This window comes from Mesorhizobium sp. M0077, from assembly GCF_040322955.1.
Lineage (GTDB): Bacteria > Pseudomonadota > Alphaproteobacteria > Rhizobiales > Rhizobiaceae > Mesorhizobium.
In genome coordinates, this window is record NZ_JAMYUL010000004.1 from 328916 (window position 1) to 353525 (window position 24610).

Annotated in this window: 21 protein-coding genes and 1 pseudogene; 8 read left to right on the plus strand and 14 right to left on the minus strand. The window is 64.0% G+C overall.

The genetic code is table 11. From position 1 onward, the window contains the following. Positions 1-75 precede the first annotated feature (75 nt). The 6 genes from NKJ57_RS11415 to NKJ57_RS11440 form a co-directional block, all read right to left on the minus strand. Positions 76-951, minus strand: a complete 876-nt coding sequence (locus tag NKJ57_RS11415; protein WP_352510686.1) for an SMP-30/gluconolactonase/LRE family protein — start codon at positions 949-951, stop codon at positions 76-78. Then, the gene (locus NKJ57_RS11420; protein ID WP_023824015.1) at positions 951-1592 is read right to left on the minus strand and encodes a 2-dehydro-3-deoxy-6-phosphogalactonate aldolase; all 642 of its coding nucleotides are present in this window, start codon (positions 1590-1592) and stop codon (positions 951-953) included. The genes NKJ57_RS11415 and NKJ57_RS11420 overlap by 1 nt, the downstream gene beginning before the upstream one ends. 22 nt (positions 1593-1614) lie before the next feature. Further along, a complete protein-coding gene (locus NKJ57_RS11425) occupies positions 1615-2559 on the minus strand; it encodes a 2-dehydro-3-deoxygalactonokinase (RefSeq protein WP_023681312.1) in 945 nt (314 codons plus the stop codon). A 5-nt stretch (positions 2560-2564) separates the two neighbouring features. Next, positions 2565-3332: an SDR family NAD(P)-dependent oxidoreductase gene (locus NKJ57_RS11430; protein WP_352510687.1), complete on the minus strand. Its 768-nt coding sequence runs from the start codon at positions 3330-3332 to the stop codon at positions 2565-2567. A gap of 169 nt (positions 3333-3501) precedes the next feature. Then, positions 3502-4851, minus strand: a complete 1350-nt coding sequence (locus NKJ57_RS11435; protein ID WP_023681311.1) for a putative bifunctional diguanylate cyclase/phosphodiesterase — start codon at positions 4849-4851, stop codon at positions 3502-3504. Positions 4852-4951: 100 nt separating this feature from the next. After that, the gene (locus NKJ57_RS11440; RefSeq protein WP_352510688.1) at positions 4952-6751 is read right to left on the minus strand and encodes a GtrA family protein; all 1800 of its coding nucleotides are present in this window, start codon (positions 6749-6751) and stop codon (positions 4952-4954) included. Positions 6752-6875: 124 nt separating this feature from the next. Here NKJ57_RS11440 and NKJ57_RS11445 point away from each other — a divergent pair, with 124 nt between their 5' ends. The 3 genes from NKJ57_RS11445 (at position 6876) to gshB (ending at position 9292) form a co-directional block, all read left to right on the plus strand. Then, positions 6876-7880 carry a glycosyltransferase gene (locus NKJ57_RS11445; protein ID WP_352510689.1) on the plus strand — a complete coding sequence of 335 codons (1005 nt, stop codon included), beginning with the start codon at positions 6876-6878 and terminating at the stop codon, positions 7878-7880. Positions 7881-7883: 3 nt separating this feature from the next. Then, positions 7884-8258 carry a GtrA family protein gene (locus tag NKJ57_RS11450; RefSeq protein ID WP_352510690.1) on the plus strand — a complete coding sequence of 125 codons (375 nt, stop codon included), beginning with the start codon at positions 7884-7886 and terminating at the stop codon, positions 8256-8258. 80 nt (positions 8259-8338) lie between these two features. Further along, a complete protein-coding gene (gshB, locus tag NKJ57_RS11455) occupies positions 8339-9292 on the plus strand; it encodes a glutathione synthase (protein ID WP_352510691.1) in 954 nt (317 codons plus the stop codon). Positions 9293-9383: 91 nt separating this feature from the next. Here the strand turns inward: gshB and NKJ57_RS11460 are convergent, their stop codons facing one another. Next, the gene (locus NKJ57_RS11460; protein WP_352510692.1) at positions 9384-10568 is read right to left on the minus strand and encodes a glycosyltransferase family 2 protein; all 1185 of its coding nucleotides are present in this window, start codon (positions 10566-10568) and stop codon (positions 9384-9386) included. 72 nt (positions 10569-10640) lie between these two features. On the opposite strand from NKJ57_RS11460, the gene NKJ57_RS11465 reads away from it, so the two are divergent. Further along, positions 10641-11705, plus strand: coding sequence for a glycosyltransferase (locus NKJ57_RS11465; RefSeq protein WP_155924238.1), 1065 nt, complete (start codon positions 10641-10643; stop codon positions 11703-11705). 250 nt (positions 11706-11955) lie between these two features. Further along, positions 11956-13488 carry a YifB family Mg chelatase-like AAA ATPase gene (locus NKJ57_RS11470; RefSeq protein ID WP_023825821.1) on the plus strand — a complete coding sequence of 511 codons (1533 nt, stop codon included), beginning with the start codon at positions 11956-11958 and terminating at the stop codon, positions 13486-13488. Between the two features lie 84 nt (positions 13489-13572). Here the strand turns inward: NKJ57_RS11470 and NKJ57_RS11475 are convergent, their stop codons facing one another. The 3 genes from NKJ57_RS11475 to NKJ57_RS11485 all read right to left on the minus strand — a co-directional run bounded on the left by NKJ57_RS11475 (position 13573) and on the right by NKJ57_RS11485 (position 18705). Continuing rightward, entirely contained in the window at positions 13573-14208 is a 636-nt protein-coding gene (locus NKJ57_RS11475) for an outer membrane protein (RefSeq protein ID WP_023825822.1), read from the minus strand. A 185-nt stretch (positions 14209-14393) separates the two neighbouring features. Further along, positions 14394-16562 carry a malate synthase G gene (locus NKJ57_RS11480; RefSeq protein ID WP_352510693.1) on the minus strand — a complete coding sequence of 723 codons (2169 nt, stop codon included), beginning with the start codon at positions 16560-16562 and terminating at the stop codon, positions 14394-14396. Positions 16563-16683: 121 nt separating this feature from the next. Further along, the gene (locus tag NKJ57_RS11485; RefSeq protein WP_352510694.1) at positions 16684-18705 is read right to left on the minus strand and encodes a hydantoinase/oxoprolinase N-terminal domain-containing protein; all 2022 of its coding nucleotides are present in this window, start codon (positions 18703-18705) and stop codon (positions 16684-16686) included. A 195-nt stretch (positions 18706-18900) separates the two neighbouring features. On the opposite strand from NKJ57_RS11485, the gene NKJ57_RS11490 reads away from it, so the two are divergent. The 3 genes and pseudogenes from NKJ57_RS11490 to NKJ57_RS11500 all read left to right on the plus strand — a co-directional run bounded on the left by NKJ57_RS11490 (position 18901) and on the right by NKJ57_RS11500 (position 20884). Beyond that, a complete protein-coding gene (locus tag NKJ57_RS11490; protein WP_352510695.1) occupies positions 18901-19878 on the plus strand; it encodes a threonine ammonia-lyase in 978 nt (325 codons plus the stop codon). 8 nt (positions 19879-19886) lie between these two features. Next, positions 19887-20267, plus strand: a pseudogene (locus NKJ57_RS11495) (nuclear transport factor 2 family protein). A gap of 17 nt (positions 20268-20284) precedes the next feature. Then, a complete protein-coding gene (locus NKJ57_RS11500; RefSeq protein WP_023728790.1) occupies positions 20285-20884 on the plus strand; it encodes a DNA-3-methyladenine glycosylase in 600 nt (199 codons plus the stop codon). 4 nt (positions 20885-20888) lie between these two features. Here NKJ57_RS11500 and NKJ57_RS11505 read toward each other — a convergent pair whose 3' ends face one another. From NKJ57_RS11505 to NKJ57_RS11520, 4 genes are read right to left on the minus strand one after another with little or no spacing between them, the layout of a single operon-like run. After that, positions 20889-22025, minus strand: a complete 1137-nt coding sequence (locus tag NKJ57_RS11505; RefSeq protein ID WP_352510696.1) for an ABC transporter permease — start codon at positions 22023-22025, stop codon at positions 20889-20891. Continuing rightward, positions 22022-22942 carry an ABC transporter ATP-binding protein gene (locus tag NKJ57_RS11510; protein ID WP_352510697.1) on the minus strand — a complete coding sequence of 307 codons (921 nt, stop codon included), beginning with the start codon at positions 22940-22942 and terminating at the stop codon, positions 22022-22024. The genes NKJ57_RS11505 and NKJ57_RS11510 overlap by 4 nt, the downstream gene beginning before the upstream one ends. Then, a complete protein-coding gene (locus tag NKJ57_RS11515; RefSeq protein ID WP_352510698.1) occupies positions 22939-23892 on the minus strand; it encodes an HlyD family secretion protein in 954 nt (317 codons plus the stop codon). Before NKJ57_RS11515 ends, NKJ57_RS11510 begins: the two co-directional genes overlap by 4 nt. Then, complete coding sequence (locus NKJ57_RS11520; RefSeq protein ID WP_352510699.1) at positions 23889-24593, minus strand: CerR family C-terminal domain-containing protein; 705 nt, start codon at positions 24591-24593, stop codon at positions 23889-23891. Before NKJ57_RS11520 ends, NKJ57_RS11515 begins: the two co-directional genes overlap by 4 nt. Positions 24594-24610 lie beyond the last annotated feature (17 nt).

Here is a 24610-nt window from a genome sequence, read left to right on the forward strand (position 1 = left end):
CAGCATCGCACGGCCAATGCGATCGGCTTGCGCGAAATCGACCCGCGCCCGACGCCTGCACAATAACCGGTACACTCAGGCGATCAGCACGCGCGGTTCGAAGCGGCCGTTGACGGGGAGGTCAAGCAGGAAGGTCATGCCGGCCTGCGGGTCGAGCTTGCGCTGCTTTTCGTCCTTGCCTTTCCAGGCCGAGGTCACCGCCAGCCGATCGGCCTTGGCGCCGACAAAGGCCGGGCACGAGGACTGCCCCGCCGGCATGGCAATTTCGCGCAACAATGTGCCGTCCGGCGAATACGCCTTCACCGCCTTGCCGCCCCAGACGGCATTCCACAGCACGCCGTCGCGATCAACGACCGAGCCGTCGACAAAGCCCTTGGACGAGCGATGGTCGACGAATACTTTGGACTCGCCGACCGGCAGGCCAGTCGCCGGATCGCAGGCGACCCGCATCAAGAGGCCGGTCGAGGTATCGGTGTAATAGGCAATCGAGCCGTCTTCGGAAAAACAGATCGAATTCGATACTGTGATGCCGGTGTAAAGCGTGCGCAATTTGCCCTTGAAGAACCAGTAGATGGCGCCGGCGCCCTTCTCCTCACCCTTGCCCATCGTGCCGACCCAGAAGGCGCCACAAGGGTGGACGCGCGAATCGTTGGAGCGGGTCAGCGCATTGTCGGCCTCGATGGGCGTATGCAGCGTCAGCTTGCCGGTCGAGACGTCGCGGACATGCAGGCCAGTCTCGGTGGCGATGAGCTGGCGACTGTCATCGATAATGGCGATGGCGCTGGCCATCTGGCCGAGCTCATGGACCTTCCGCGCGCCGGACGTGACACCCTGCTCCAGCAAAAGCCCGTTGACGATGTCGAACCAGAACAGCGTGTCGGTGGCGGGATCGTAGCTCGGCCCCTCGCCGAGTTCACAGACATGGTCCGAAAAAACCGAAACCTTGTCCATCATGCCGCTCCGCCGAAGGCCGCATCCCAGGCCGTCACCGCCGCCTGCGCGCGCGAGGCCACCTCGTCGACGCTGATGCCGGGTTTGAACAGGCTGGAGCCAAGACCGAAAGCAGTCACCCCAGCGGCTTTGTAGCCGGCAAAGTCTTTGTCGGAAACGCCGCCGACGGCGCCGACCACGGTATCGGCCGGCAGCACGGCCCGCATCGCCGAAATGCCGCTAGGCCCGAGCACGCTTGCCGGGAAGAATTTGAGCGCCGAAGCCCCAAGCCTAATCGCCTGAAAAGCTTCGGTGGGGGTGAACACGCCTGGCATCGTCACCATGCCATGGTGCATGGCGCGGGCCATGACGTCGGCATCGATGTTGGGGCTGACCAGCAGCCGCCCGCCGGCCTTGGCCAAGGTGTCGACATCGGCTGAAGTCAGCACCGTGCCGGCGCCGACCAGCGTTGTCTTGGGCAAAGCGGTGACAATGCTGGCGATCGATGAAAACGGCTCCGGCGAATTGAGCGGCACCTCGATGGCTTCGATGCCGGCGTCAAACAGCGCCTGGCCGATGGCAACCGCCTCGCTGGGTTTGAGGCCGCGCAGAATGGCGACAAGACCACGCTTGAGCTTCGGGAAGGGGGCGGTCTGGGTCACGCTGTCACTCCACTCTGGTGAGTCATTTGGCGATCATGCCATTTTCCCGCGCTGCCTCGATAAGGCCGGCACGCACCGCCTCGTCGGCGTCGACCGTCCTGACGGCAAGCCCTGCAAGGTCTAGCGCCTGGCGGTAGAGGGCTGCTAGCGAGCCGGACGCAACCAGCACGATTGCGGTGGTGCTTTCGCCATAGCGGCGGCCCGCCGAGGCGATCTCGCCGCCGATCAGCAGGCCGGACAGGCAAGCGGCGGCATCGTCGGCCTTGAGGTTCTGCAGCAGGCCGGCGGCGCGGATCGAGAACAGCCGCGAGGTGACATCGCCGCCCTCCGCCAAAGCCTTGCGGCACCATTCCTGGAAGAACGGATTGTCCGGAGTGACCGGCTTCGGGCTCTCGCCCAGCGAATGGCGCAGGATAGAGTGAGTGGCCAGCACCGAAAACAGCTCGCCGGTCGGCCAGGTGCAGAAGCCGTCGACCGCGCCGTCTTCGACCAGAACCCATTTCGAATGGGTGCCGGGCATGCAGACGAGATGGCGACCTTTTGCCGGCAAACCGGCGCCGGCAAGCTGGGTTTCCTCGCCGCGCATTACGTCCGGCGCATCTTCCAGGCGCTGCGCCAGGCCAGGCACGATGCGGATGTCGCGGCTCTGGCCGGGAATGCGGGCGGCCCCCGCGAGGATGGCACTGAGCGGCGCCGGCACGATGACGTAAGGCGCTTCCAGCCAACCCTGGCGCGAGCCGGCCATGCCGCAGATGATGACTGGCAGTGTGTCAGGTGCGCTGAGCGCCGCCAGATGGCCCTCGAGGATGGTCGAAAAGCCTTTTTGCTGCGCGGTGATCAACCCATCATCGCCGCGACGCTCGGCAAGCACCCCGCCCGCCTCGTCGACCAGCCAGACCCGCATGCGGGTCGTGCCCCAGTCGACGGCGGCGACTGCCGGCGTGCCTGTTGCCGGATTTTGATTCACCGGGCTCACAGGAAACCCCCGTCCACGATCAACATCTGCGCCGTCAGCATACGCGAGGCGTCGGAGGCCAGGAACAGCACCGTGCCGACGATGTCGTCGGGCTGCATGACCTGCTTGATGCATTGCTTGGCGACATGGGCGGCGAGCCCCTGCTCGGTGACCCAGAGTTCCCGCTGCCGCTCGGTGATCACCCAGCCCGGCGCAATCGCATTGACGCGGATGCCGTCGACCCCAAGCTTGCCCGCGAGACCTTTGGTGAGGCCGAGTATGCCGGCCTTGGCGGCGGTGTAGGCCGGCATATCGGGGTGGTTGATGAGATAGGAGGTTGAGGTGAAGTTGATGATCGAACCGCCGCCGGCCCGCTTCATGCCCGGCGCGACCGCCTGTGCGGTGAAGAAATGCGGGCGCAGATTGACGGCGAGATTATTGTCCCAGAACTCGACGGTAACGTCGGCGACGTCGTGGCGTTCGTCCCAGGCGGCATTGTTGACCAGCACGGTGACGTCGCCATGCGCCTCAGCCGCTTTGGCGGCCGAAGCGCGCAACGCCTCGACCTCACGCAAATCGGTCTTGAGGTAGAGCGGTCGCCGGCCAAGTTCTTTTTCGACGCGGTCGGCAAGCAGCGTGCTTGGGCCATCGGCGATGTCGATGAAGGCGACATGGGCGCCCTGGCGAACGAAGCCCTCGGTCAGTGCCGCACCAATTCCGGAACCGCCGCCGGTGATCAGCACCGAGGCTCCCCTGAGGTCGGCAAAATCGGCCGATGGCATCATATTTTTCTCTCCCGATCCGGTCGGCGCGCATCCTATCCAGCCAAGTCCGGGGAGCAAGGGCGAAAACGGCGATTTGTTTGGCTTATGTCAGACAAAAGGACGCAAGATGGCGGCCACAGTCGATCTTGGCTCGCACCGCTGACTTGCTCGACGCAGGCAAGACCGCCGGTCAGACTGCCTTGGCGTAGAGGGCGCCGCGATAGGAATCGCGGAGGTAGCCGAGCGTGGCGTCGGCGTCGACCGGTTTGCCGAAGAGATAGCCCTGGCCGCCGGCGCAGCCGAACTGGACGAGGCGGTCGGCCTGCGCCTCCTCCTCGATGCCTTCGGCGACGACATCCATGCCGAGCCCTTCGCACATGGCCAGAATGGCGCGGATGATGTGTTCCGACGGGCGGTCGTCGAGGATCGAGGAGACGAAGGCGCGGTCGATCTTGAGCTTGTCGAAATGGAATTCGCGCAAGCGGCCGAGCGAGGACTGGCCGGTGCCGAAATCGTCGAGCGAGACTCGGATGCCGACGCGACGCAGGTCCTCGACGATCTTCTCGGCCGAGGCCGGATCGTTCATCAGGCCGGTTTCGGTGATCTCGATCTCCAGCCGTCGCGGATCGAAGCCGGTGCGGTCGAGGATCGACAATATGTGCAGGCCGGTGTTCTGGTCGACGAGTTGCGAGGGCGACAGGTTGAAGGACAGGAACAGGTCCTTCGGCCAGCTGCGCGCCGCTTCGGTCGCCTTGCGCAGCACCAGCTGCGACAGCGGGCCGATGATGCCGCGCTCTTCGGCGATCGGGATGAACACGGTCGGCGGCACCACGCCGAGGTCGCGATCGGTCCAGCGCGCCAGCGTCTCGAAGCCGATGGTGCGGCGGGTGGTCAAATCGACGATGGGCTGGAAATGCGGTTCGACCTCACCGGCCGAGACGGCACGGCGCAGCGCCTGTTCGATGCGGGTGACGCGCTTGGCCGCCTCTTCCATTTCGCGGGTGTAGACGACGACCCGGCCACGGCCCGAACGCTTGGCGTGGTAGAGCGCCGTTTCGGCCTTGTTGACGAGGATTTCCGTGGTTTCGTCGCCGGAATAAAAGAGCGAGCAGCCGACCGAGGCCGAAAGCCTGGCGGTGCGTTCGCCGACATCGTAGGGCGCCGACAGGATTTCGATCATCATGCGCGACTTCTCGGCCGCCGCTTCCTCCGAGAACACCATCGGATACAGGAAGGCGAATTCGTCGGCGCCGATGCGGCAAACGGTGGAGTGGCTGTCCATCGAAGCGCGCAGCCGCATTGCCACCTGGATCAATATGTCGTCGCCGGCCTTGTGGCCGAACAGATCGTTGATCGGCTTGAAGCCGTCGAGGTCGAGAATGCCGACCGTGAACGGCGCGGGATCATCCGCACGGTCGCTGATCAGGCGATCGACCTTGTCGAAGAAGCGGCGATGGTTGCCAAGCCCGGTCAGCGCATCGGTGAACGCCAGATCCGAGTTTTCCCTGCTTGCCTGCCCGGTGCCAAACGTCGTTTGCATCGGTATCCCTGTTTGTGACGCCCGAAATTTAGGCTGAGACTGGCAGCAAAGCGTTTAGGAAGCGTATCGCGAAATCGATTTTTCGCTGGCGAATGATGCTTTAGCGGACGCGGTAGAGTTCGACCGGGGTTCCGCGCGTTTCGGCCACCGGTTCGAGCCAATCGGGGACGCTTCCCTGCATCAGCCTGGCCAGGAAGCCTTGCGGCGCCTTGGCGGCAAGCATCTTGCTTTCGGCGCTGCCGCGGCAGAGCGCCATCAGGCCGACGTGGTGAGCCGCCGCGATCGTCCTCGCCTGGTCCGCCGATCCGAGGAAGGCATCGAGCGCAAGCAGGTCGCCGGCGATGTTGCGATGATAGGGGCCGGCAAAGACGCGGTGCCCGGAATAGGCAAGGATGGGCGAGCCGAGATTGGAAATGGCAAGCACCGTGGTGTCCGGCAGCCGGGCCAACGCCGCGAAGGAGGCCTTGCGCTCGCAGGACGGATCGCTGTCGGTGTCCTGTGCCTCGACCGAGACCTTGCTGGCCTCGAATACGCTCGACGTCGCGGCGGCAGCGCCGGCCCAGACGGCATTCGCCGACACCAGCCAGACCGCCGCCATGCGCAGCGATACGCTGCGCGCAGGGCTGATCCTCGCCCGTTCGCGCCAGCTTGCGATCCAGGCCGACAGCGGGATGACGGCAAAGGCGATCGAGAATGTCGAGCCGCGGACCTGCCAGGCGCTGACGATGAAGGCGCCGACCAGCAAGGCGCCGACGAGGCTGTCCTGGCGGCGCCATGGTCCGCGCAGGCGAAGCGCCATCAGCGCGATCGCCACCAGCGGCGTGACATAGCGCGCCGCCAGCGACGCCGGCTCATTGACGGCAATACTGAACAGCGACTGCGCCTCGTCGATGTGATCGAGCCACAATTCCTTGAGGCGCGGATCGAGGTTTGCGTAGGGAGCCGCAAGGCATTGCGGAAACAGCGCCGCGACAACGGCGCCCAGCACAAGCGCGAGCAGGCCGAGCGAAATCAGGCGGCGTCCGGCCGTGCCATTGGACACCGTGAGCGACGTCACGGCGGCAAGCCCCAGTCCGGCGATTGCCGCCACCACGAACTGCACAGCCGAGAAGGCATCGCACTGCGGCTGGCCCATGGCCGATGGCGGGATGGTGGTGACGAAGACGAGGGCTGAAACCCCGGCAAAGCCGAGACCGAAATCCCTGGCGATCCGGCGTTCGCCGCCGGGATCGACGACGAACAGCAAAGCGATGCAGGCGCCGATGGTGGCGACATAGGGCGCGGTTTCCATGCCGACGGCCAGCGTCAGGGCCGCACACAGCCCGGAAATCAGCGCCGCCCAGCGACGCGCCGGCGCCTCGAGCAGCAGGCTGAGGCTGGCCATGGTCAGCGTCAGCTGGACATTGTGATGATCGAGCGCACCCGGCAAGAAAATGCCGATGAAATGCAGCGCCGCCGCGCCGATGACGATAGCGGGCAGCACGGCGCCGACGCCGGCGAAGCTGCGTGCCGCACGGGCTGTAAAAAACACCGCCAGGCAGAACAGCAGCGACGGCCACAGCACCTGTGCGATCGCTTCGGCCATGGCCATGCTGCCGGTCAGCGCCGAGGCGGCGAGGATGATGACGGCGAGCGGTGCGTCGACCAGCCGCGACCAGTGCATGACGAAACCGCCTTCCGGCCCCATCCTGTACTGATGCAGGTCGAACCAGCCCTGGCCGGCCAGCATGTCGCGAACCTCGACCAGCCGCAGCAGGCTGTCATTGTCGCCGCCGGCATTGCTCAATTCGCGAAAGCCCGTGGCGGCATTGACGGCCAGCACCACCAGCATGGCAAGCAGCGCCAGCGTCATATCGGACTTCCAGGAGGAAGCACCCGCCTTGGCTGCGTTCATCATCATGACCTTCGTCGGAAAGACTGCGGCCTTAAACCTAGCCTTAACAGCTTCAATAAATAGTAAAGTCGCCTGAGCGAGGCCGCATATGAGCGCGGCCGGAGGCTCCGCCGGGCGTCGGGAGACGGAAATGCCGCACGAAGTCCGCCATGAGCCGGCCATTGCCGTGCTCCTGCCTTGCTACAATGAGGAACTGACCATCGCCGAGGTGGTGCGGCGCTTTCGCGAGACGCTGCCATCGGCCGAGATCTATGTCTATGACAACAATTCCAGGGATTTGACCGCGCTCAAGGCGCGCGCAGCGGGCGCCATCGTCGTCCGCGAGCCGCGCCAGGGCAAGGGCAATGTCGTGCGGCGCATGTTCGCCGACATCGATGCGGACATCTATCTGATGGCCGATGGCGACGGCACCTATGCGCCGGAAGATGCCTCGCTGCTGATCAACATCCTGCAGACCGAGCGCTGCGACATGGTGGTTGGCACCAGGCGCGGCGTCACCGACGATGCCGGCCGTTCCGGCCATGCCTTCGGCAACCGCATCTTCAATAGCCTCTACAAGCGGCTGTTCGGCGCCGACTTCACCGACATCTTCTCCGGCTACCGCGTCTTCTCGAGGCGCTTCGTCAAGAGCTTTCCCGCCGTTTCCGGCGGCTTCGAGATCGAGACCGAAATGTCGGTGCATGCCTCGCAGCTGAAACTGCCGGTGAGCGAGATCGCGCTCGATTATGGCCGCCGGCCTGAGGGATCGTCGTCGAAGCTGTCGACCTATCGCGACGGCGCCAGGATCCTGTGGATGTTCGCCATGCTGATGAAGGAGACGCAGCCGCTGCGCTTCTTCGGCGCCTTCGCCATTTTCTTCCTGGCATCGAGCCTTACCCTGATGACGCCGGTGCTGATCGAATTCGCCCAGACCGGCCTCGTGCCGCGCATGCCGACCTGGGTGCTGTCGGTCGGCCTGCTGCTGCTCTCGATGCTTGCGATGGTGACCGGATTGATCCTCGATTCGGTATCGCGCGGACGCGCCGAGCAGAAGCGCATTTTTTATCTCTCGGTGCCGTCAGGCCGGGTCGAACGGCGCGAACGCACTGGTGAAATCCCGAAGGCCGAACCGGGCAAGACGCCCCGGGCCGCCTGAGCCGTGAGCCGGCTCGCCCGCTTCGTCCTGGCAGGCGGCGTTGGTTTCGTCGCCGATGCCGCGGCGCTCTGGCTGCTCTTGGCGGTGACGCCGCTCGGTCCCTTCGTCGCCCGTGTCCTGTCGATCGGCTTTGCGCTGTGCGTCACCTGGCAGATCAACCGGCACCTGACCTTTTCGCCGTCGAGCCGCGGCGTCGCGCAGGAGGGCGCGCGCTATGGCGGCGTCGGCATCGCCACCAGCATCGTCAACTATCTCGTCTACTGCGCCATCCTGTTTGCGCTGCCGGCGCTGCCGCCGCTGGCGGCACTTGCCGTCGCCTCGCTGGTCGCCATGGCGCTGTCCTTCCTCGGTTACTCCCGGCTGGTCTTCGACCGTTAAAGGTCTGGGCCAAGCAAGCGCGATTGGCAGAAGCCGCCAAGTTCCGTATATCGGCGACAGAGCCTGCTGGAGACCGGAAGATGCCCCTGAAAATCGCCGTCCAGATGGACCATGTCTCCACCGTCTCGATCGCCGGCGACACGTCGTTTGCGCTGTCGCTGGAGGCGCAGCGGCGCGGGCACCAATTGTTCCACTATACGCCGGACCGGCTGTCGATGCTGGGCGGCAAGGTGTTTGCCCGCATCGAGGAGATGAAGCTCCGCGACGAAAAGGGCAATCATTTTTCGCTGGGCGACAAGGTGCGCACCGACCTGTCGGAGATGGATGTGATCCTGCTGCGCCAGGATCCGCCCTTCGACATGAACTACATCACCACGACGCATATTCTGGAGCGCATCCACCCGAAGACACTGGTCGTCAACGACCCGGCCTGGGTGCGCAACAGTCCGGAAAAGATCTTCGTCACCGAATTCCCCGATCTGATGCCCGAAACGCTGATCACCAAGGATCCCCAGGAGGTCGCCGCCTTCCGCAAGGAGTTCGGCGACATCATCGTCAAGCCGCTCTATGGCAATGGCGGCGCCGGCATCTTCCATCTCAAGGAAGACGATCGCAACCTCGCCTCACTGCTCGAAATGTTCGCCCAGCTGTCACGCGAGCCGTATATCGTCCAGCGCTATCTGAAGGATGTGCGCAAGGGCGACAAGCGCATCATCCTGATCGACGGCGAGGCGGTCGGCGCCATCAACCGCGTGCCGGCCGACCACGATTCTCGCTCCAACATGCATGTCGGCGGCCGCGCCGAAAAGACCGAGCTGACGGAGCGCGAACGCGAGATTTGCGCCCGCATCGGCCCGTCGCTGAAAGAGCGCGGCTTCATCCTGGTCGGCATCGACGTGATCGGCGACTACATGACCGAGATCAACGTGACCTCGCCAACCGGCGTGCGCGAAGTGCAACGCTTTGGTGGCGCGGATATCGCCAGCCTGTTCTGGGACGCGGTGGAGGAAATGCGGCGCAATTCGGCCGCGTAGTGTGCGTTGCTACGGAGGACTTTGGTGGGTCCAGAGAGCATCGAAGGATGCTCTTTATCGGGTAAGACTGCCGAGCAAGCGGCTCATCAAATCAAACTATGTCCCGGAAGCGCCGAGGCCTCAGTTTCGGAGGAAGGAGACCGATAAGTCTGGTCTGCAATTTTCGCTGTGGTGTTGCCCAGTCTTTCAGCAGAAAACCCGCATCGGCGTTCTTTTCCAGCAATGCAAAAGCCGCAGACAGTCCGATCAGGTCGACCAAGGTCCTGCGCATTGAGTGGCGGGAGATTAAATGCTCCAGTCCCGGCGCCACTTCGCACCAACGATTGGCCAGTGCCCGCCGTATCGCTATTTCAGTATCAGGCGACATCCTGCCGAGGCCAACTCCGGTACCCAGGATGCGCCCGTCCGCCCAGCCATTGCCGCCGTGAAGCCGATAACTGCCAAGAGCCCGCCCAATCCTCACGGTTCCGCCGATCATATGGGCGGCACGAGCCATATAACCATCGGCACATATCTTTATTTCGTCCGGATCGGATGGACGCATGATTTCAAGCGGAGCTCGACGAAACATCATCCCCGATGTGGTTGACCAAAACCAACCCACGGTACCCCGATCAATAAATAATAATGTCGGGTCAGCTTCGGTGTCGACATGCAGGTAGCCGCTCATTTTCGGCATCGATCGCGGGTCATTCAGGTGGAATACGGGATGACCGCCCGCAAGCAGGTTGCCGGCCGTATCTATCACCACCTCATCGGAGCTCGACATTGCCGCGATACGGGTTTGGCTGAGATGCGCTCTCACATGGCATTCTATGAAGTCAGGATGCCAAGCATCGTCACCGTCAAGAAAGGAGATCAGGGGCCCGGCTGTCGCGTCAAGCCCGGTCATCATTGCTGTCAACTGCCCGCCATTTTGCAGTCGGGGCAGAAAGCGGAAACGACTGTCGCCAAGCTGGGACAGACACTCTTCAATCCTTCGGCGGGAACCGTCGGTCGAAAAATCATCGACCACCACGCATTCGAACGCAGTGTATGTCTGCGCCGCTACGGATCGGATCGCAGTGTCGATGAATGCCTCTTGATTGAAACAGCCTACGCAAACGGATACGGTTGGTAGCGCGATGTGAGAACCAGCTCCGCTTGGGACGATGTTTTCTTTCAAGAGGCGCTTCTCCGTACACCAGATTTGATCGCCTGAGATATTCCGTCGATCAAATGGCGGTGTTTCTTTGCCAAATTTCTCTCTATCGAAGCGAGTTTTCTCCGCACTCAAGATCGCAATTGCCGCATGTTGACCCTACAGCACGGGTATCGCCCTCCTACCAAATTCGAGATTGTCAGAGCCATGCTGCGTCATGGCCACAAAGTCAGAAAGGGGCACCCTTCCGCGAAGTCGCAACCTGCTCTTCAGGCCAGTTTGCTGTCTGACGATCCGTTCATATCCTATTCGGGAATGTCCGGTACGCCGCTCGGATTAGCAAGTCATATGCCTTTCCTTCCACGCGGCCACCGCGCCTGGTTTCTCATCTCGCCAACCTGGTCCATCGAAAACAGTGCTAGCGTCAAAACCATCCGGACCTATGCCGTTCTGCATAGACTCAAGAACCCCCGTCACTCGCTAATCTTCCTATCCAACACTCAGGCCGAGGCTGATCTGTTGAATCAGTCCGGCGAGGCCGCCGTCCTGCACAACAAGACGTCGACAACCTCCGAACACATATTCAGGCCTCTCGATGACGTCCCTGTAGAATTTGATGCAATCTACAATGCGCAGCTGGCTCCGTGGAAGCGCCATGACTTGTCGCTTGGCATCCAGCGTTGCGCATTTGTCTTCTATCGAGATTCAAGCGGATCCTCCACGACGGAGTCGGAAAGAGCGCGAATAAATCGGCATAGGGAGCTCGCGCCGCATCACGTCTTTATCAACGAGTTTGACGGCACCGGCAAGCCTGTCCGATTGGCACCGGCTCAGGTGAACACGCATCTAAATCGTGCAGCCGTGGGAATCTGTCTCTCTCACCTGGAAGGACCAATGTTCGCCAGCACGGAATATCTTCTCGCGGGGCTTCCAGTGGTCACGACGCCGAACCATGGCGGCCGAGACCTTTATCTGGATGACGACTATTCGCTCACAGTTCCACCCGATCCTCGATCCATCGCGGAGGCTGTCTTAGCGCTGAAGGAGCGACGAATTCCCCGGGATTACATTCGTTCGCAAACTTTGAAACGAATCGAACGAGACCGCGGGCGGTTCATAGACCTTGTAAACGAGATTTTTCTGGAGAGCGGCTCTTCGCGCCGGATCGCCCTGCCTTGGCCTTTCAGATATCCTGTCATGGAGTGGCTTCCACCGCAGGTCGCGATCGATCGATCGCTTTCAGGTTCGGTCGATGCCTTCATCACCGCTTAGAAGCAACACCCTCAGATCGCCGAAGGGCCTAGTCGCCCTTGTTAAACGCGGTCGAGGAGGCGGAGCAGCCGTTCCATTTTGCTTGGCCATCTTCCTTTTTTGCAACCGGCACAGCGCGCTGCAGCCACCACGAATGCATGTTCCTGTAATGTTCTTGCCTTGGCCTGAAATCTATGGTTGTCTTGTCCTGACGTCGCTCGCGGTCTGAACCACAAGGCCGAGGCGAGCCGATATCCGGGGGCAGAGCAAGATGGTGGCGCGGGTTCGCACGGTTGCTTTCCAGGGCATCGAGGCCGTGCCGGTCGATGTCCAGGTGATGATCGCGCCGGGCAAGGTCGGCATGCAGATTGTCGGCCTGGCCGACAAGGCGGTGGCCGAAAGCCGCGAGCGGGTGCAGGCGGCGCTGCACGCGTCGGGGCTGTCGATGCCGTCGAAGAAGGTGACGGTCAACCTGGCGCCTGCCGATCTGCCCAAGGAAGGCAGCCATTACGACCTGCCGATCGCGCTCGGCCTGATGGCGGCACTCGGCGCCATTCCGGGCGATATGCTGGCGTCTTATGTCGTGCTGGGCGAATTGTCGCTCGACGGCACCATTGCCGCGGTTGCCGGTGCGCTGCCGGCGGCGATCGGCGCCAATGCCGAGGGAAAAGGCCTGATCTGCCCGTTCGGTTGCGGGCCGGAAGCGGCCTGGGCGGGCAAGGATTTCGACATATTGGCGCCACGCAGCCTGATTGCCATCGCCAATCATTTTCGCGGCACGCAGGTGCTGTCGCGGCCCGAGCCCGGCATCCATGTCTCGGCGCGCGACCTGCCCGACCTCTGCGACATCAAGGGCCAGGAAAGCGCCAAGCGGGCGCTGGAAGTGGCGGCGGCCGGCGGCCACAATCTGTTGATGGTCGGGCCTCCCGGCTCGGGAAAATCGATGCTGGCGCAGAGGCTGCCCTCAATTCTGCCGCCACTGGCGCCCAAGGAACTTCTTGAAGTCTCGATGATCGCCTCGGTGGCCGGCGAACTCGGCGAAGGCAAATTGACCGACCGACGGCCGTTCCGCGCCCCGCACCATTCGGCCTCGATGGCGGCGATGGTCGGCGGCGGCATAAGGGCACGGCCGGGCGAAGTATCGCTTGCCCATAACGGCGTGCTGTTCCTCGACGAGTTTCCCGAATTCACGCCGCAGACCTTGGATGCGCTGCGCCAGCCGCTGGAGACCGGCGACTGCATGATCGCGCGCGCCAACCACCGCGTCACCTATCCAGCGCGCATCCAGCTGGTAGCGGCGATGAACCCGTGCCGTTGCGGCATGGCCGGCGAGCCCGGCTATCGCTGCCTGCGCGGCGAACGCTGCCGCACCGACTACCAGGCGCGCATCTCAGGCCCGCTGCTCGACCGCATCGACCTCAGGATCGAGGTACCGGCTGTCTCGGCCGCCGACCTGATCCGGCCCGACCGGGCGGAGAAGAGCGCGGCGGTCGCCCAGCGCGTGGCGCGCGCCCGCACCATCCAGCGCGAGCGGTTCGAGCGGCTGGGCGTCACCAGCGCCACCACCAACGCCCATTGCTCGCCTTCTGTCATCGAGGACATCGCCGCGCCGGACGCAGCCGGCCTGTCGCTGCTGAAAGACGCCAGCGAGAAACTCGGCTTTTCTGCGCGCGCCTATCACCGCGTGCTTAAAGTGGCGCGCACACTGGCCGACCTCGACGCCAGCGAGGCCGTCGGCCGCATCCACCTGGCCGAGGCGATTTCCTACCGCATGATGTCGGAGCGGGTAGCGCAGGCGGCGTGACGAAGCCTAGCCTGCTTTGTCGGGATGGCTAGCTGTCCGCCCGGACCGATATCAAGAACCGATGATGTCTGGCTTTGCTAAAAGTCAGAACTTGTAGGCGAAGGCTGCGCGAACGACGCTGAAATTCGTCTTCACGTTGTAAGGATCGACGGGATCGAACCCGAAATCCTTCTTGCCGAGGTCGACGTATAGATATTCCGCGCGAACGGTCCAATTGTTGTTGAAAGCATATTCCGCACCGCCGCCGACCGCATATCCGGTCTGAAGCTTGGTTTCGGTTTCGTTGAAGACATGTTCGTCGATCTTGACATTGCCTACGGCAAGGCCAGCGGTGACATAGGGCAGAAACTGATCGAATGCGTAGCCGACGCGACCCCGGATCGTCCCGTAGGCATCCAGACTTGCACGCGCAAAAAGACCGCCGTCGTCGAATTCCTGCTTGAAGCCCAGATAATTTATGTCGCCTTCGATACCGAAAACCCACGGGCCGGATTGATAGTTGGCACCGACCAGGACACCGCCGGTGAAGTCGCTGATGTCGGCCGATCCAGTGATGCCTATGAAGTTGCCGTCGATATTGCCAAAGGCGCCACCCGCATTCGCGCCGATGTAAAAGCCGGTCCATGAATAGGTGGAGGCTACCGGTTCAACGAAATCCGCTGCATTGGCCCCGGTCACAGTCATGCCCGCAACCAGCAAAATTCCTGCAAAAAGCCGCATGGATGTCCCCGACCCGACCATCAATTGATCAATGTCTTAGCAATACACCCAAATCCTTGCGAAACCTGTGTCAAAACAGTCACGCTGCAGGCTAAATTAGTGATTGCAGGCAATGGAGGCAGCGTCTTCCCACGAGTGCGGTCGCGAAGCTGCGCAGCCTCAGCCGACGCCTTTCCGCCGCAGGATCAGGCCCGCTCTTTCGCCTTCAGCTCCAGCCGCCGTGCGTGCAGCACCGGTTCCGTATAGCCATTCGGCTGTTCGCGGCCTCTAAACACCAGGTCGCAGGCGGCGTGGAAGGCGATGGAATTGTCGAAATCGGTGGCCATCGGGCGGTAGAGCGGGTCGCCGGCGTTCTGCAGGTCGACGATCGCCGCCATGCGCCGCAGCGAATCCATCACCTGGATCTGCGAGCACACCTTGTGGTGCAGCCAGTTGGCGATGTGCTGCGAGGAGATCCGCAGCGTGGCGCGGTCTTCCATCAGGCCGACATCGTTGATGTCGGGCACTTTCGAGCAGCCGACGCCCTGGTCGATCCAGCGCACGACATAGCCAAGAATACCTTGCGCATTATTGTCGAGTTCGCGCTGGATCTCGTCGGGGGTCCAGTTCGGCCGCACCGCCACCGGCACCGACAATATATCATCGAGCTTCGCCTTCGGCCGGCTCTTGAGCGCCGCCTGGACGGCATGGACATCGACCTTGTGATAGTGCGTGGCGTGCAACGTCGCCGCCGTCGGCGACGGCACCCAGGCGGTGCTGGCGCCGGCCTTGGGATGCGCGATCTTCTGTTCCAGCATCGCCGCCATCAGATCGGGCATCGCCCACATGCCCTTGCCGATCTGGGCATGGCCGGCCAGCCCGCATTCGAGCCCGGCGTCGACATTCCACGCCTCATAGGCGGAAATCCAGGCGGCCTGCTTCATGTCGCCCTTGCGGATCATCGGGCCGGCTTCCATCGAGGTGTGGATCTCGTCGCCGGTGCGGTCGAGGAAGCCGGTGTTGATGAACACGACGCGTTCCCTGGCGGCGCGGATCGCCTCCTTGAGGTTGACGGTGGTGCGCCGCTCCTCGTCCATGATGCCCATCTTGATGGTGTTTTTGGCCATACCGAGCAGCGCTTCGACGCGGTCGAAAATCTCGACTGCGAAGGCGACTTCCTCCGGCCCATGCATCTTCGGCTTCACCACGTACATCGAGCCCGCGCGGGAGTTCATCCGCCGCCCTTTGGCGCCGACATCGTGCAGCGCGATCAGCGCCGTCAGCGCCGCATCCATGATGCCTTCCGGCACCTCGTTGCCATCGCGGTCGAGGATGGCCGGATTGGTCATCAGGTGGCCGACGTTTCTCACCAGCATCAGCGAGCGGCCGGGCAAGCTCAGCGCGCCACCACTGGGCGCGGTCCAGGCGCGGTCCGGATTGAGCTTGCGCGTGAAGGTTTTGCCGCCCTTGCTGATTTCCTCCGCCAGATCGCCCTTCATCAGGCCGAGCCAGTTGCGGTAGACGATGACCTTGTCCTCGGCATCCACCGCCGCGACCGAATCCTCGCAGTCCTGGATGGTGGTCAGCGCCGATTCCAGGATCACGTCGGCAATGCCGGCCGGGTCGGTGCGGCCGATCTGGTTGGTGCGGTCGATGAGGATCTCGATGTGCAGGCCGTTCTGGACCAGCAGGATGGCTTCCGGGTTGGCGCCGTCACCGCGATAGCCGGCAAATTGTTTCGGGTTGGCCAGCGTCGTGCCGCTGGCGCCGGCGCCGAGCCGCAAGGTGCCACCCGAAACCGTCAGCCCGTTCACGCCGGCCCATTTGCCCGAGGTGAGCGGCACGGACTCGTCCAGAAAACTCTTCGCCCAGGCAACCACCTTGGCGCCGCGCACGGGGTTGAAGCTTTTGCCCTTCTCGGCGCCACCGGTCTCGGCAATAGCGTCGGTGCCGTAGAGCGCATCGTAGAGCGAGCCCCAGCGGGCATTGGCGGCGTTGATCGCATAACGCGCATTCATCACCGGCACCACCAGCTGCGGCCCGGCAACGGTGGCGATCTCGGGGTCGACATTGTCGGTCGACACGGAAAAGGCCGGCCCTTCGGGCACGAGATAGCCGATCTCACGCAAGAAGCTTTTGTAGGCCTCCATATCGATGGGCGCGCCATTGGCGCGGTGCCAGGCGTCGATCTGTTCCTGCATGGCGTCGCGTTTGGCCAACAACGCCCGGTTCTTCGGCGCGAGATCATGGACGATGGCCGAAAAGCCGTTCCAGAAGACGTCGGCGGCAATGCCGGTACCCGGCAGCGCTTCGCCGACAAAGTCATGCAGTTCGCGGGCAATCCGCAATCCGGCGATCTCGACGCGATCGGTCATCAGGGCTTCTCCAGATGAAAGGCTTTGCGGCCTTTGGCATGTCGGGGGTGAGGGGTCAATTCAGCTTAGGGTGAAGGCGGGGAATTTGAAGCTGCTGATCTCCCCCCTCGTGGGGGAGATCCTAAACCGCAATCCTCGGCCGACCCGATGCAACCGCCACCACATGCGCTTCGATAAACATCCGTTGGGCCTCAACCGTAGACACCTTGAACTCGGTCGAAACTTCTATCTCAGCGTTGTCGGTGCCGGCATCCTTCGCCCGCTCGGCCACAATCGCCCGCACATCAGCCTCCGCTGCCGCGATCGCCTCGGCCTCGTCCGTGAAGTCGCGCACCGTTTGCCCCGACGCCAAACGAAACAAACCTTCCCTGGGCTGGCTGACGCGGGCTTCGGCGGAGACGCGGACCTGGCCGACGACGGCGCCGAGCGCGTTGGCGACATCGGTATCCTCCGGCACCACGCACTCATTACCGACCAGCTCGGCCAAGCCGGCATAGTGCAGCGGCGCCGAGGCGCCGAGGCCAATGACCGGACGATCGAGCGCGACGCTGAGCCTTGCGATGCCGGGATGGGAATCGACGGCGCGCTGCACCAGCGCATGCGCGACGGTGGCGGCGCCATCCAGCCCATCCTCGGCAAAGGCTGTCTCCAGAATGTATTCTGCCGACCAGCGCGTGAGCGTCAGCAGCACGCGTTCGGAAATCACCTCCGGAGACGGCGCGATGTACTGGCCTCGCCCATCACGCTTGCGGGCAAACAGTTCGGCGGCGAGCCGGGCCGCAAGCGGGTCCCAGTTGGCCTGCTTGCCGAGCACATGGGCGGCGTCCGAGGGGGTGAAGCCCGAGATATGCACAAGACCGCGCGAGACCAGCCGGTTCAGCGTGGCGTTCTGGGCGTTCGAGGTGAGCAGCCTGTCGATGGCGAGCGGCACGGCACCAATCAGTTCATACAGTTTCGCCTCGGGCGCGGTCAGGCCGGCGGCGAGCCTGTCCGGCACGCCGGTGAGCAACGCGAAACGGCCATCCATGCGGCCGGGATTGGGCGCGCGCAGTTGGCGTTCGAGCTCGGATGTCACTGAAGCACCATGCATCATGCCGGCCAGCGCCAGTGGCACCAGGCGGCGCGGCCCGAGCAGGATTTTCGGGTTGAGCGCGCCATCTTCCAGCGCCACTTCGGAATCGCCGCCGAGGCCGAAGGTGCGCATGGCGACCGCCTCGACCATGGTGCGGAAGCCGCCGACGGTGGCGCCTTCGGGGTCGAGCCGGGGCCGGCCACCATCGAGCACGGCGACATCGGTGGTGGTGCCGCCAATGTCGGACACCATGGCGTTGTCCAGGCCCGTCATGTGGCGGGCGCCGACCAGGCTGGCGGCCGGGCCGGAGAGGATGGTCTCGATCGGCCGCTGGCGGGCAAACGCCGCCGAAACCAGCGCGCCATCGCCGCGCACCACCATCAGGGGCGCTGCGATGTTGCGGGCTTCCAAAAATCCTTCGGTTGCCGCCACCAGCCGGTCGATCATCGAGATCAGCCTGGCGTTGAGCAGGGTGGTGAGCGCGCGACGCGGACCGCCGAGCTTGGCCGACAATTCATGGCTGGCGGTCACCGGCAGGCCGGTCTTTTCGCGGATGAGGTCGCGCGCGGCGAGTTCATGCGCCGGGTTGCGGGTGGCGAAATAGGCGCACACGGCAAAGCCCGACACCGAGGCGCCGAGTTCAGGGAGTGCTGCTTCCAGCCCCGACAGATCGAGCTTGGCCGCATTGCCGTGCACGTCATGGCCGCCCGGACAAAACACCACCGGATCGGTGCCGAGCGCCGTCTTCAGCCCGTCGCGCGCAAGGTCGGCCCCGGTAAAGCCGATCATGATGAGCGCCACACGCCCACCCTGGCCCTCGACCAGCGCATTGGTGGCGAGCGTCGTCGACATCGACACGAGTTTGATCGCGGCCGGATCGGTGGCCGATTTTCCCAGCACCGCATCGACCGCGCCGGAAATGCCGACGGCAAGATCGTGCCGCGTGGTCAGCGCCTTGGCCTTGGCCAGCACCTTGCCTTTTGGCCCGCCTTGTTCCGACCACAGCACGGCATCGGTATAGGTGCCACCGGTGTCGATACCGAGAAACAGGGGTTTTGGCTTGGCGGTCATGTCTGGCGGTCCGGGATTCTGCTCCCCCGCCCTTAGCCGATACGGCCCGGCGGATAAAGGCGGGAGGGGTGGGCCAGTTTGACCCTCGTCGCCGCTCATGCCCGCCAAACTTTGTAACGGTCACATTTTTTCATTGGTGCGTGGCCTGCCTTTGCGTGCACCATGCGCCGATCTCGTCGCTTTCAGGACTTCGCCATGACCACGCTTCCCGGCATCGCCGACATCCATGCCGCCGCCGCGCGGCTCTCCGGCCTGATCGCCGAAACGACCTTGATCGAATCGCTGGACCTCAACAAGCGTTTCGGCGGCCGCATCCTGTTCAAGCCGGAGACGCTGCAGCGCACCGGCTCGTTCAAGTTCCGCGGCGCCTACAACAAACTGTCTTCGCTGAGCGAAGAAGAGCGCAGCCGCGGCGTCGTCGCCTTCTCCTCAGGCAACCATGCTCAGGGCGTCGCCGCGGCGGCTGCCATGTTCGGCGTCAAGGCGGTCATTGCCATGCCGGCCGACGCGCCGGCGATGAAGATCGCCAATGTCCGCAAGATGGGCGCCGAAGTGGTGCCGTTCGACCGCTTTCGCGACGACCGCATGACGGTGGTGCGACCCTACATGGACAAGGGCATGGTGCTGGTGCCTCCTTTCGACGATCCGGCCATCATCGCCGGCCAGGGCACGATCGGTCTCGAGCTGATGCGCCAGGCAAAAGGGCTCGGCGTCAGCCTCGATGCGGTCGTCATTCCCTGTGGAGGCGGCGGCCTGACGAGCGGCATTTCGATCGCCGTCAAGGATGCCTCGCCGGCCACAGCAGTCTGGGCCGTTGAGCCCGAGCATTTCGACGACACCCGCCGCTCGCTGATCGAGGGAAAAAGGGTTTCCAACGAGCCCGGCCACAGTTCGATCTGCGATGCCATCCTCACCGCAGAGCCCGGTGCCATCACCTTCGAGATCAACCGCAAGAACCTCGCCGGCGCCATCGCCGTCTCCGACAAGGCGGCCGCACAGGCGGTGCGCGACGCCATGGCCCATCTCAAGCTGGTGGTCGAACCCGGCGGCTGCGTGGCGCTGGCGGCGCTCTCGTCAGGCGAGATCGAACTGTCGGGCAAATGCGTCGCCGTCGTGCTGTCAGGCGGCAATGTCGATTTCACCACCTATGCCGAGATCATGGCCGCGGCCTGAGAACCGATATGGCAGACGCTGAGATAAGGGCGGCTCTCGATCGCCATTGGGCTGCCTCCGATGCCAATGATCTGGAGACGGAGCATCAGATCTATCGCGAGGACGCGGTGCTCGATTATCCGCAATCAGGCGAGCGCATCAGCGGACGGCACAACATCCAGTCGTCGCGCGCCACGCAGCCCAACCGGAAGCGCTTTGCCGTGCGGCGGATCACCGGGTCAGGCGACCTCTGGATCACCGAATATGTCCTGACCTATGACGGGATTCCGTCCTATACGGTGAGCATCATGGAGTTCGTCGATGGCTAGGTGGTTCGCGAGACCCAGTATTTCGGCGATCCGTTCGAGCCGGGGCAGTCGCGCGCGCAATGGGTCGAACGGATACCTTGAAACACGGCGGCGGTAGCATGACCGGCCACCATCCGCTCGATCGTGCCGAACTGCCTGATGATACGGCCGATCTCGCCCGCTATCTCATCGGCAAGCTCGTGGTGCGGGAGCTGCCGGAAGGCATCGTCAGCGGCCGTATCGTCGAGACCGAAGCCTATGTCACCGGCGACGCCGCCGGGCACGGCTATCGCGGCATGACGCCGCGCAACCGTTCGCTGTTCCTCGGGCCCGGACACGCCTACGTCTATCTCGCCTATGGGGTCTCCTGGATGCTCAATGTCTCGAGCGAGGGGCCGGGCACCGGCACCGGCGTGCTGATCCGGGCGCTGGAGCCGCTCGAAGGCATCGCCATCATGCGGCTGAACCGGGGCGTGGAGCGCCTGCGCGACCTGGCGCGCGGGCCGGGGCGGCTCGCCCAGGCATTGCGGATCGACCGTTCGCTGGACGGCCTCGATCTGTGCCGCCAAGGCCCGCTATGGCTGGCAGCCGACGAGCACGAGCCCGGCGACATCGGCCAAGGCATCCGCATCGGCATCACGAAGGATGCGGACCGCCCGCTGCGGTTCTATGTGAGGGGCAGTCCGTTCGTCAGCGGTCCACGATCGCTCAATTCCTGAACGCTCAGTCGAGCGTGCGCCTGAACCGCACCAATGCGACGCCGGCAAACAGGGCCACGAACCCGACCAGCCAGGCGATCTCGCCCGCAACCGCCGGCAGTTCAGCGCCCTTCAGCATCACCGCGCGGGTGATGCGCAGAAAATGCGTCAGCGGAAAAATCTCGCCGAAGGTCTGCGCCCAGCCCGGCATGCCGCGATAGGGGAACATGAAGCCGGACAGCAGGATCGACGGCAGGAAGAAGAAGAAGGTCAGCTGCAGCGCCTGCATCTGCGTGCGGGCGATGGTCGAGATGGTGTAGCCAAGCAGCACCAGCGCCAGCACGAACACCAGCACGGCGGTAAGCAGCAGCGACATCGAGCCGGTGAAAGGAATGGCGAACAGAAGCTTGGACGCCGCCAGCACCACCACCACCTGGACGCCACCGACCACCAGATAGGGCAGCACCTTGCCCAGCATGATCTCGAACGGGCTGGAGGGCATGGCGAGCAGGTTTTCCATCGTGCCGCGCTCGGTCTCGCGGGTCAGCGCGATCGAGGTCATCATCACCAGGGTCATCTGCAGGATGACGCCGAGCAGGCCGGGCACGATGTTGTATTGCGAGATGCCTTCCGGATTGTAGCGCTGGTGCACCACCACATCGAGCTGGCCCCTGGAGGCCTCACTCGCCGCCTCCTGCATGCCTTGCGCCCGAAGCAGCGCCTGGCTGGCCACTTTGCTTAGCGTCGAGATGGCGCCGCTGGCAGCGGCCGGGTCGGTTGCGTCGGCCTCGATCAGGATCTGCGGATTGTCGCCGCGCTCCACCCGGCGGCCGAAATCGGCCGGGATGGTGACGACGAAGGCGACATCGCCGCGCGCCATCAGGAATTCGGCAGCCTCGGCACTTTGCGCGACATGGCCGAAGCGGTAGTAGCCGGTCGTCTGCAGGGCCGCGACGATGGCGCGGGTGTAGGGGTCGTTGCTGGTCGCCACCAGTGCGGCAGGCAGGCTTTTGGGATCGTTGTTGATGGCGTAGCCGAACAGCACCAGCTGCAAAAGCGGCACGCCCAGCATCATGGCAAAGGTGATGCGGTCGCGCCGCATCTGGATGAATTCCTTGATCAGCAGCGCACCGAGCCTGGCGAAGGAGAAGACGCTGTTCATGCCATATTGTCCTTCGAGCCGGACATGAACTGGATGAAGACGTCCTCGAGGCTGGTCTCGCCGGGTTTTACGCTGACGCCCTTGTGCTCCTTCTCGACATCGGCGAGCGCCTTTTCGAGCTTTGCCTTGTCGGAGCCGACGACATGCAGCGTCGCGCCGAACGGCGCCACCTGGTCGACGCCGGGCCGGTCCCTGAGTGCGTCGGCGACCTGGTCGAGGCGCGGTCCCTGCAGCACGAAGGTGGTCAGACCGGCATTCGTCACCACCTCGTCCACCGTGCCGGTGGCCAGCATCTTGCCGTAGGAGATGTAACTGATTCGGTGGCAGCGCTCGGCTTCGTCCATGTAGTGGGTGGACACCAGCACGGTCAGACCGCCGCTCGCCAGCCGGTGGATCTCGTCCCAGAATTCGCGCCGCGCCTTCGGATCGACGCCGGCGGTCGGCTCGTCGAGCAGCAGCAGCTTCGGCTTGTGCATGATGCAGGCGGCCAGTGCCAGCCGCTGCTTCCAGCCGCCCGACAGCGTGCCGGCGAGCTGGTTGCGGCGGCTCGTCAGGCCAAGCTCTTCCAGCGTTTTCGACACATGCTCCTCGACCGGCTTCAGCCCGTAGAGCCGCGCCACGAATTCGAGATTCTCGCCGATCGTCAAATCCTCGTAGAACGAGAATTTCTGCGTCATGTATCCGACTTCGCGCTTGATGCGGAGCGACTCGGTGCGGATGTTGAAACCCAGCACCGTACCTTCGCCCTCGTCGGGCGTCAGCAGGCCGCACATGATGCGGATGGTCGTCGTCTTGCCGGACCCGTTGGGCCCGAGAAAGCCGACGATCTCGCCCTCGGCCACCGTCATCGTCACATGGTCGACGACAGTCTTGTCGCCGAAACGCTTGACCAGGCCATGAACGTCGATGGCGTTCATTTTGCGGAGGCCGCCAGCTCGACATCGACGATCTGTCCCGGCTGCAGCGCTTGCGCCTTGCCCTCAGGCCGCGCCTCGACGAGGTAGACCAGCTTCTGCCGGTTCTCGAGCGAGTAGATCACCGGCGGGGTGAATTCCGGGTCGGGCGAGACATAGCTGACGCGCGCCTTCACCTCCGGCCCGCAGCCGTCGCAATGGACGACAAGCAGCGTGCCGACCTTGATCGACGAGAACGCACTTTCCGGGACATAGACGCTGAGCTTTACCGCACCGTCCGGCAACATCGAAATGACAGGCGCGGTCGGACCGGCGGTGTCGCCGGGATTGCGGATGACGTCATTGATGCGGCCGGGCGAGGGTGCCGCCAGCACGCGCTTCGATAGCCGCCACTCAGCCTGTTCCAACGCCGACTGCGCCTGTTTGACCTGATTGTCTGCCGCCTTGATCGTTTCGGGACGCGCAGGCAGACCGCCGACGGCGAGGTTGGCCTGCGCCTGGCCGACCTGCGCATTGGCGGTCTCCAGCGTCGCGGCGGCGGTGTCGTAGTCGGCCTGCGTGCCGGCACCGCGCTTGAACAGGTCGGCGGCGCGGTCGTATTTGCGCCTGGCATCCGTGGCCTGGGCCTTGGCCATGTCGACCTCGGCCTTCAGCACCGCGATCTCCTCCGGCCGCTTGCCGATCTGCAGGTCGGCAAGCTGCGCCTGCGCCTGGGCGAGCGCGGCCTCTGCCTGGGCGACGGCGATTTTTGCGTCGGCGCTTTCGAGAGTCACCACCGGCGTGCCTGATACAACACGGTCGCCGCGCTTGACCGCGACGGTCTCGACCTGCGCCACTTCGATCGGCGCCAGCAAGACATAGTCGCCCTCGACGTAGCCGACGGCAAGCGGCGCTGCCGGCGCGCAGGCGCCGAACAGCTGGGCCGCGAGCGGCAGGGAACAGAGAAAACTCATCGCTTGCCCTCCTTGCGGGCGACCGGATTTCGGGCCGCCAGTATGGCGCCAAGATTGCTTGTGACCGCCGCCACCACCTTGGCGGCTTCGGTGTTGCCGATCTCGCGCCAGCCCATACGACGCATCACTGCTTCGCGGCCGATGCGGAAATAGATGACCTGGCCGATCAGCGTGAAGACCACGAGCTTGGTGGCCTCGCTTTCGGCCGGCTCGCCCGTCGCCTGTTCCCAGATCTGGCAGAGGCGGCGATGCGTCGGTTCGAACACCCCGTCATAGATGTGGTCGAGGGCGGCCGTCGGATGCGACAACTCTCTAAGTACGAATTGTACGATATCGCCCGCCTCCGGCCGGGCGACGATAAATCCTACCATCCGCTCCAATGCGGTCGAGAGCTGCGCCCGCGCCGTCTCTGAACTGGCTTGACCTTGCAGCTGCATGCCGCCGAGCGCCTGGCCGGCAACCGCCTGGATGGTCTCGACGATGTGGTCGGCGGCGGCCCCGCGGAGCCCTTCCTTGCCGCCGAAATGATAGGCGATGGAGCCGATGTTGGCCTTCGCCTCCGCCGCGATCTCGCGCGTCGAGGTGCCGTCGAAGCCCTGCCGCCCGAACAGTTTGAGCGCGGCCAGCACCAGTGCGGCGCGCGTCTGCTCGGCGGGCGATGTCTCCTGGCGGGGCATTTTGTCGGGCGCGGATTTGATCATGTCGGCGTGTTTAATCA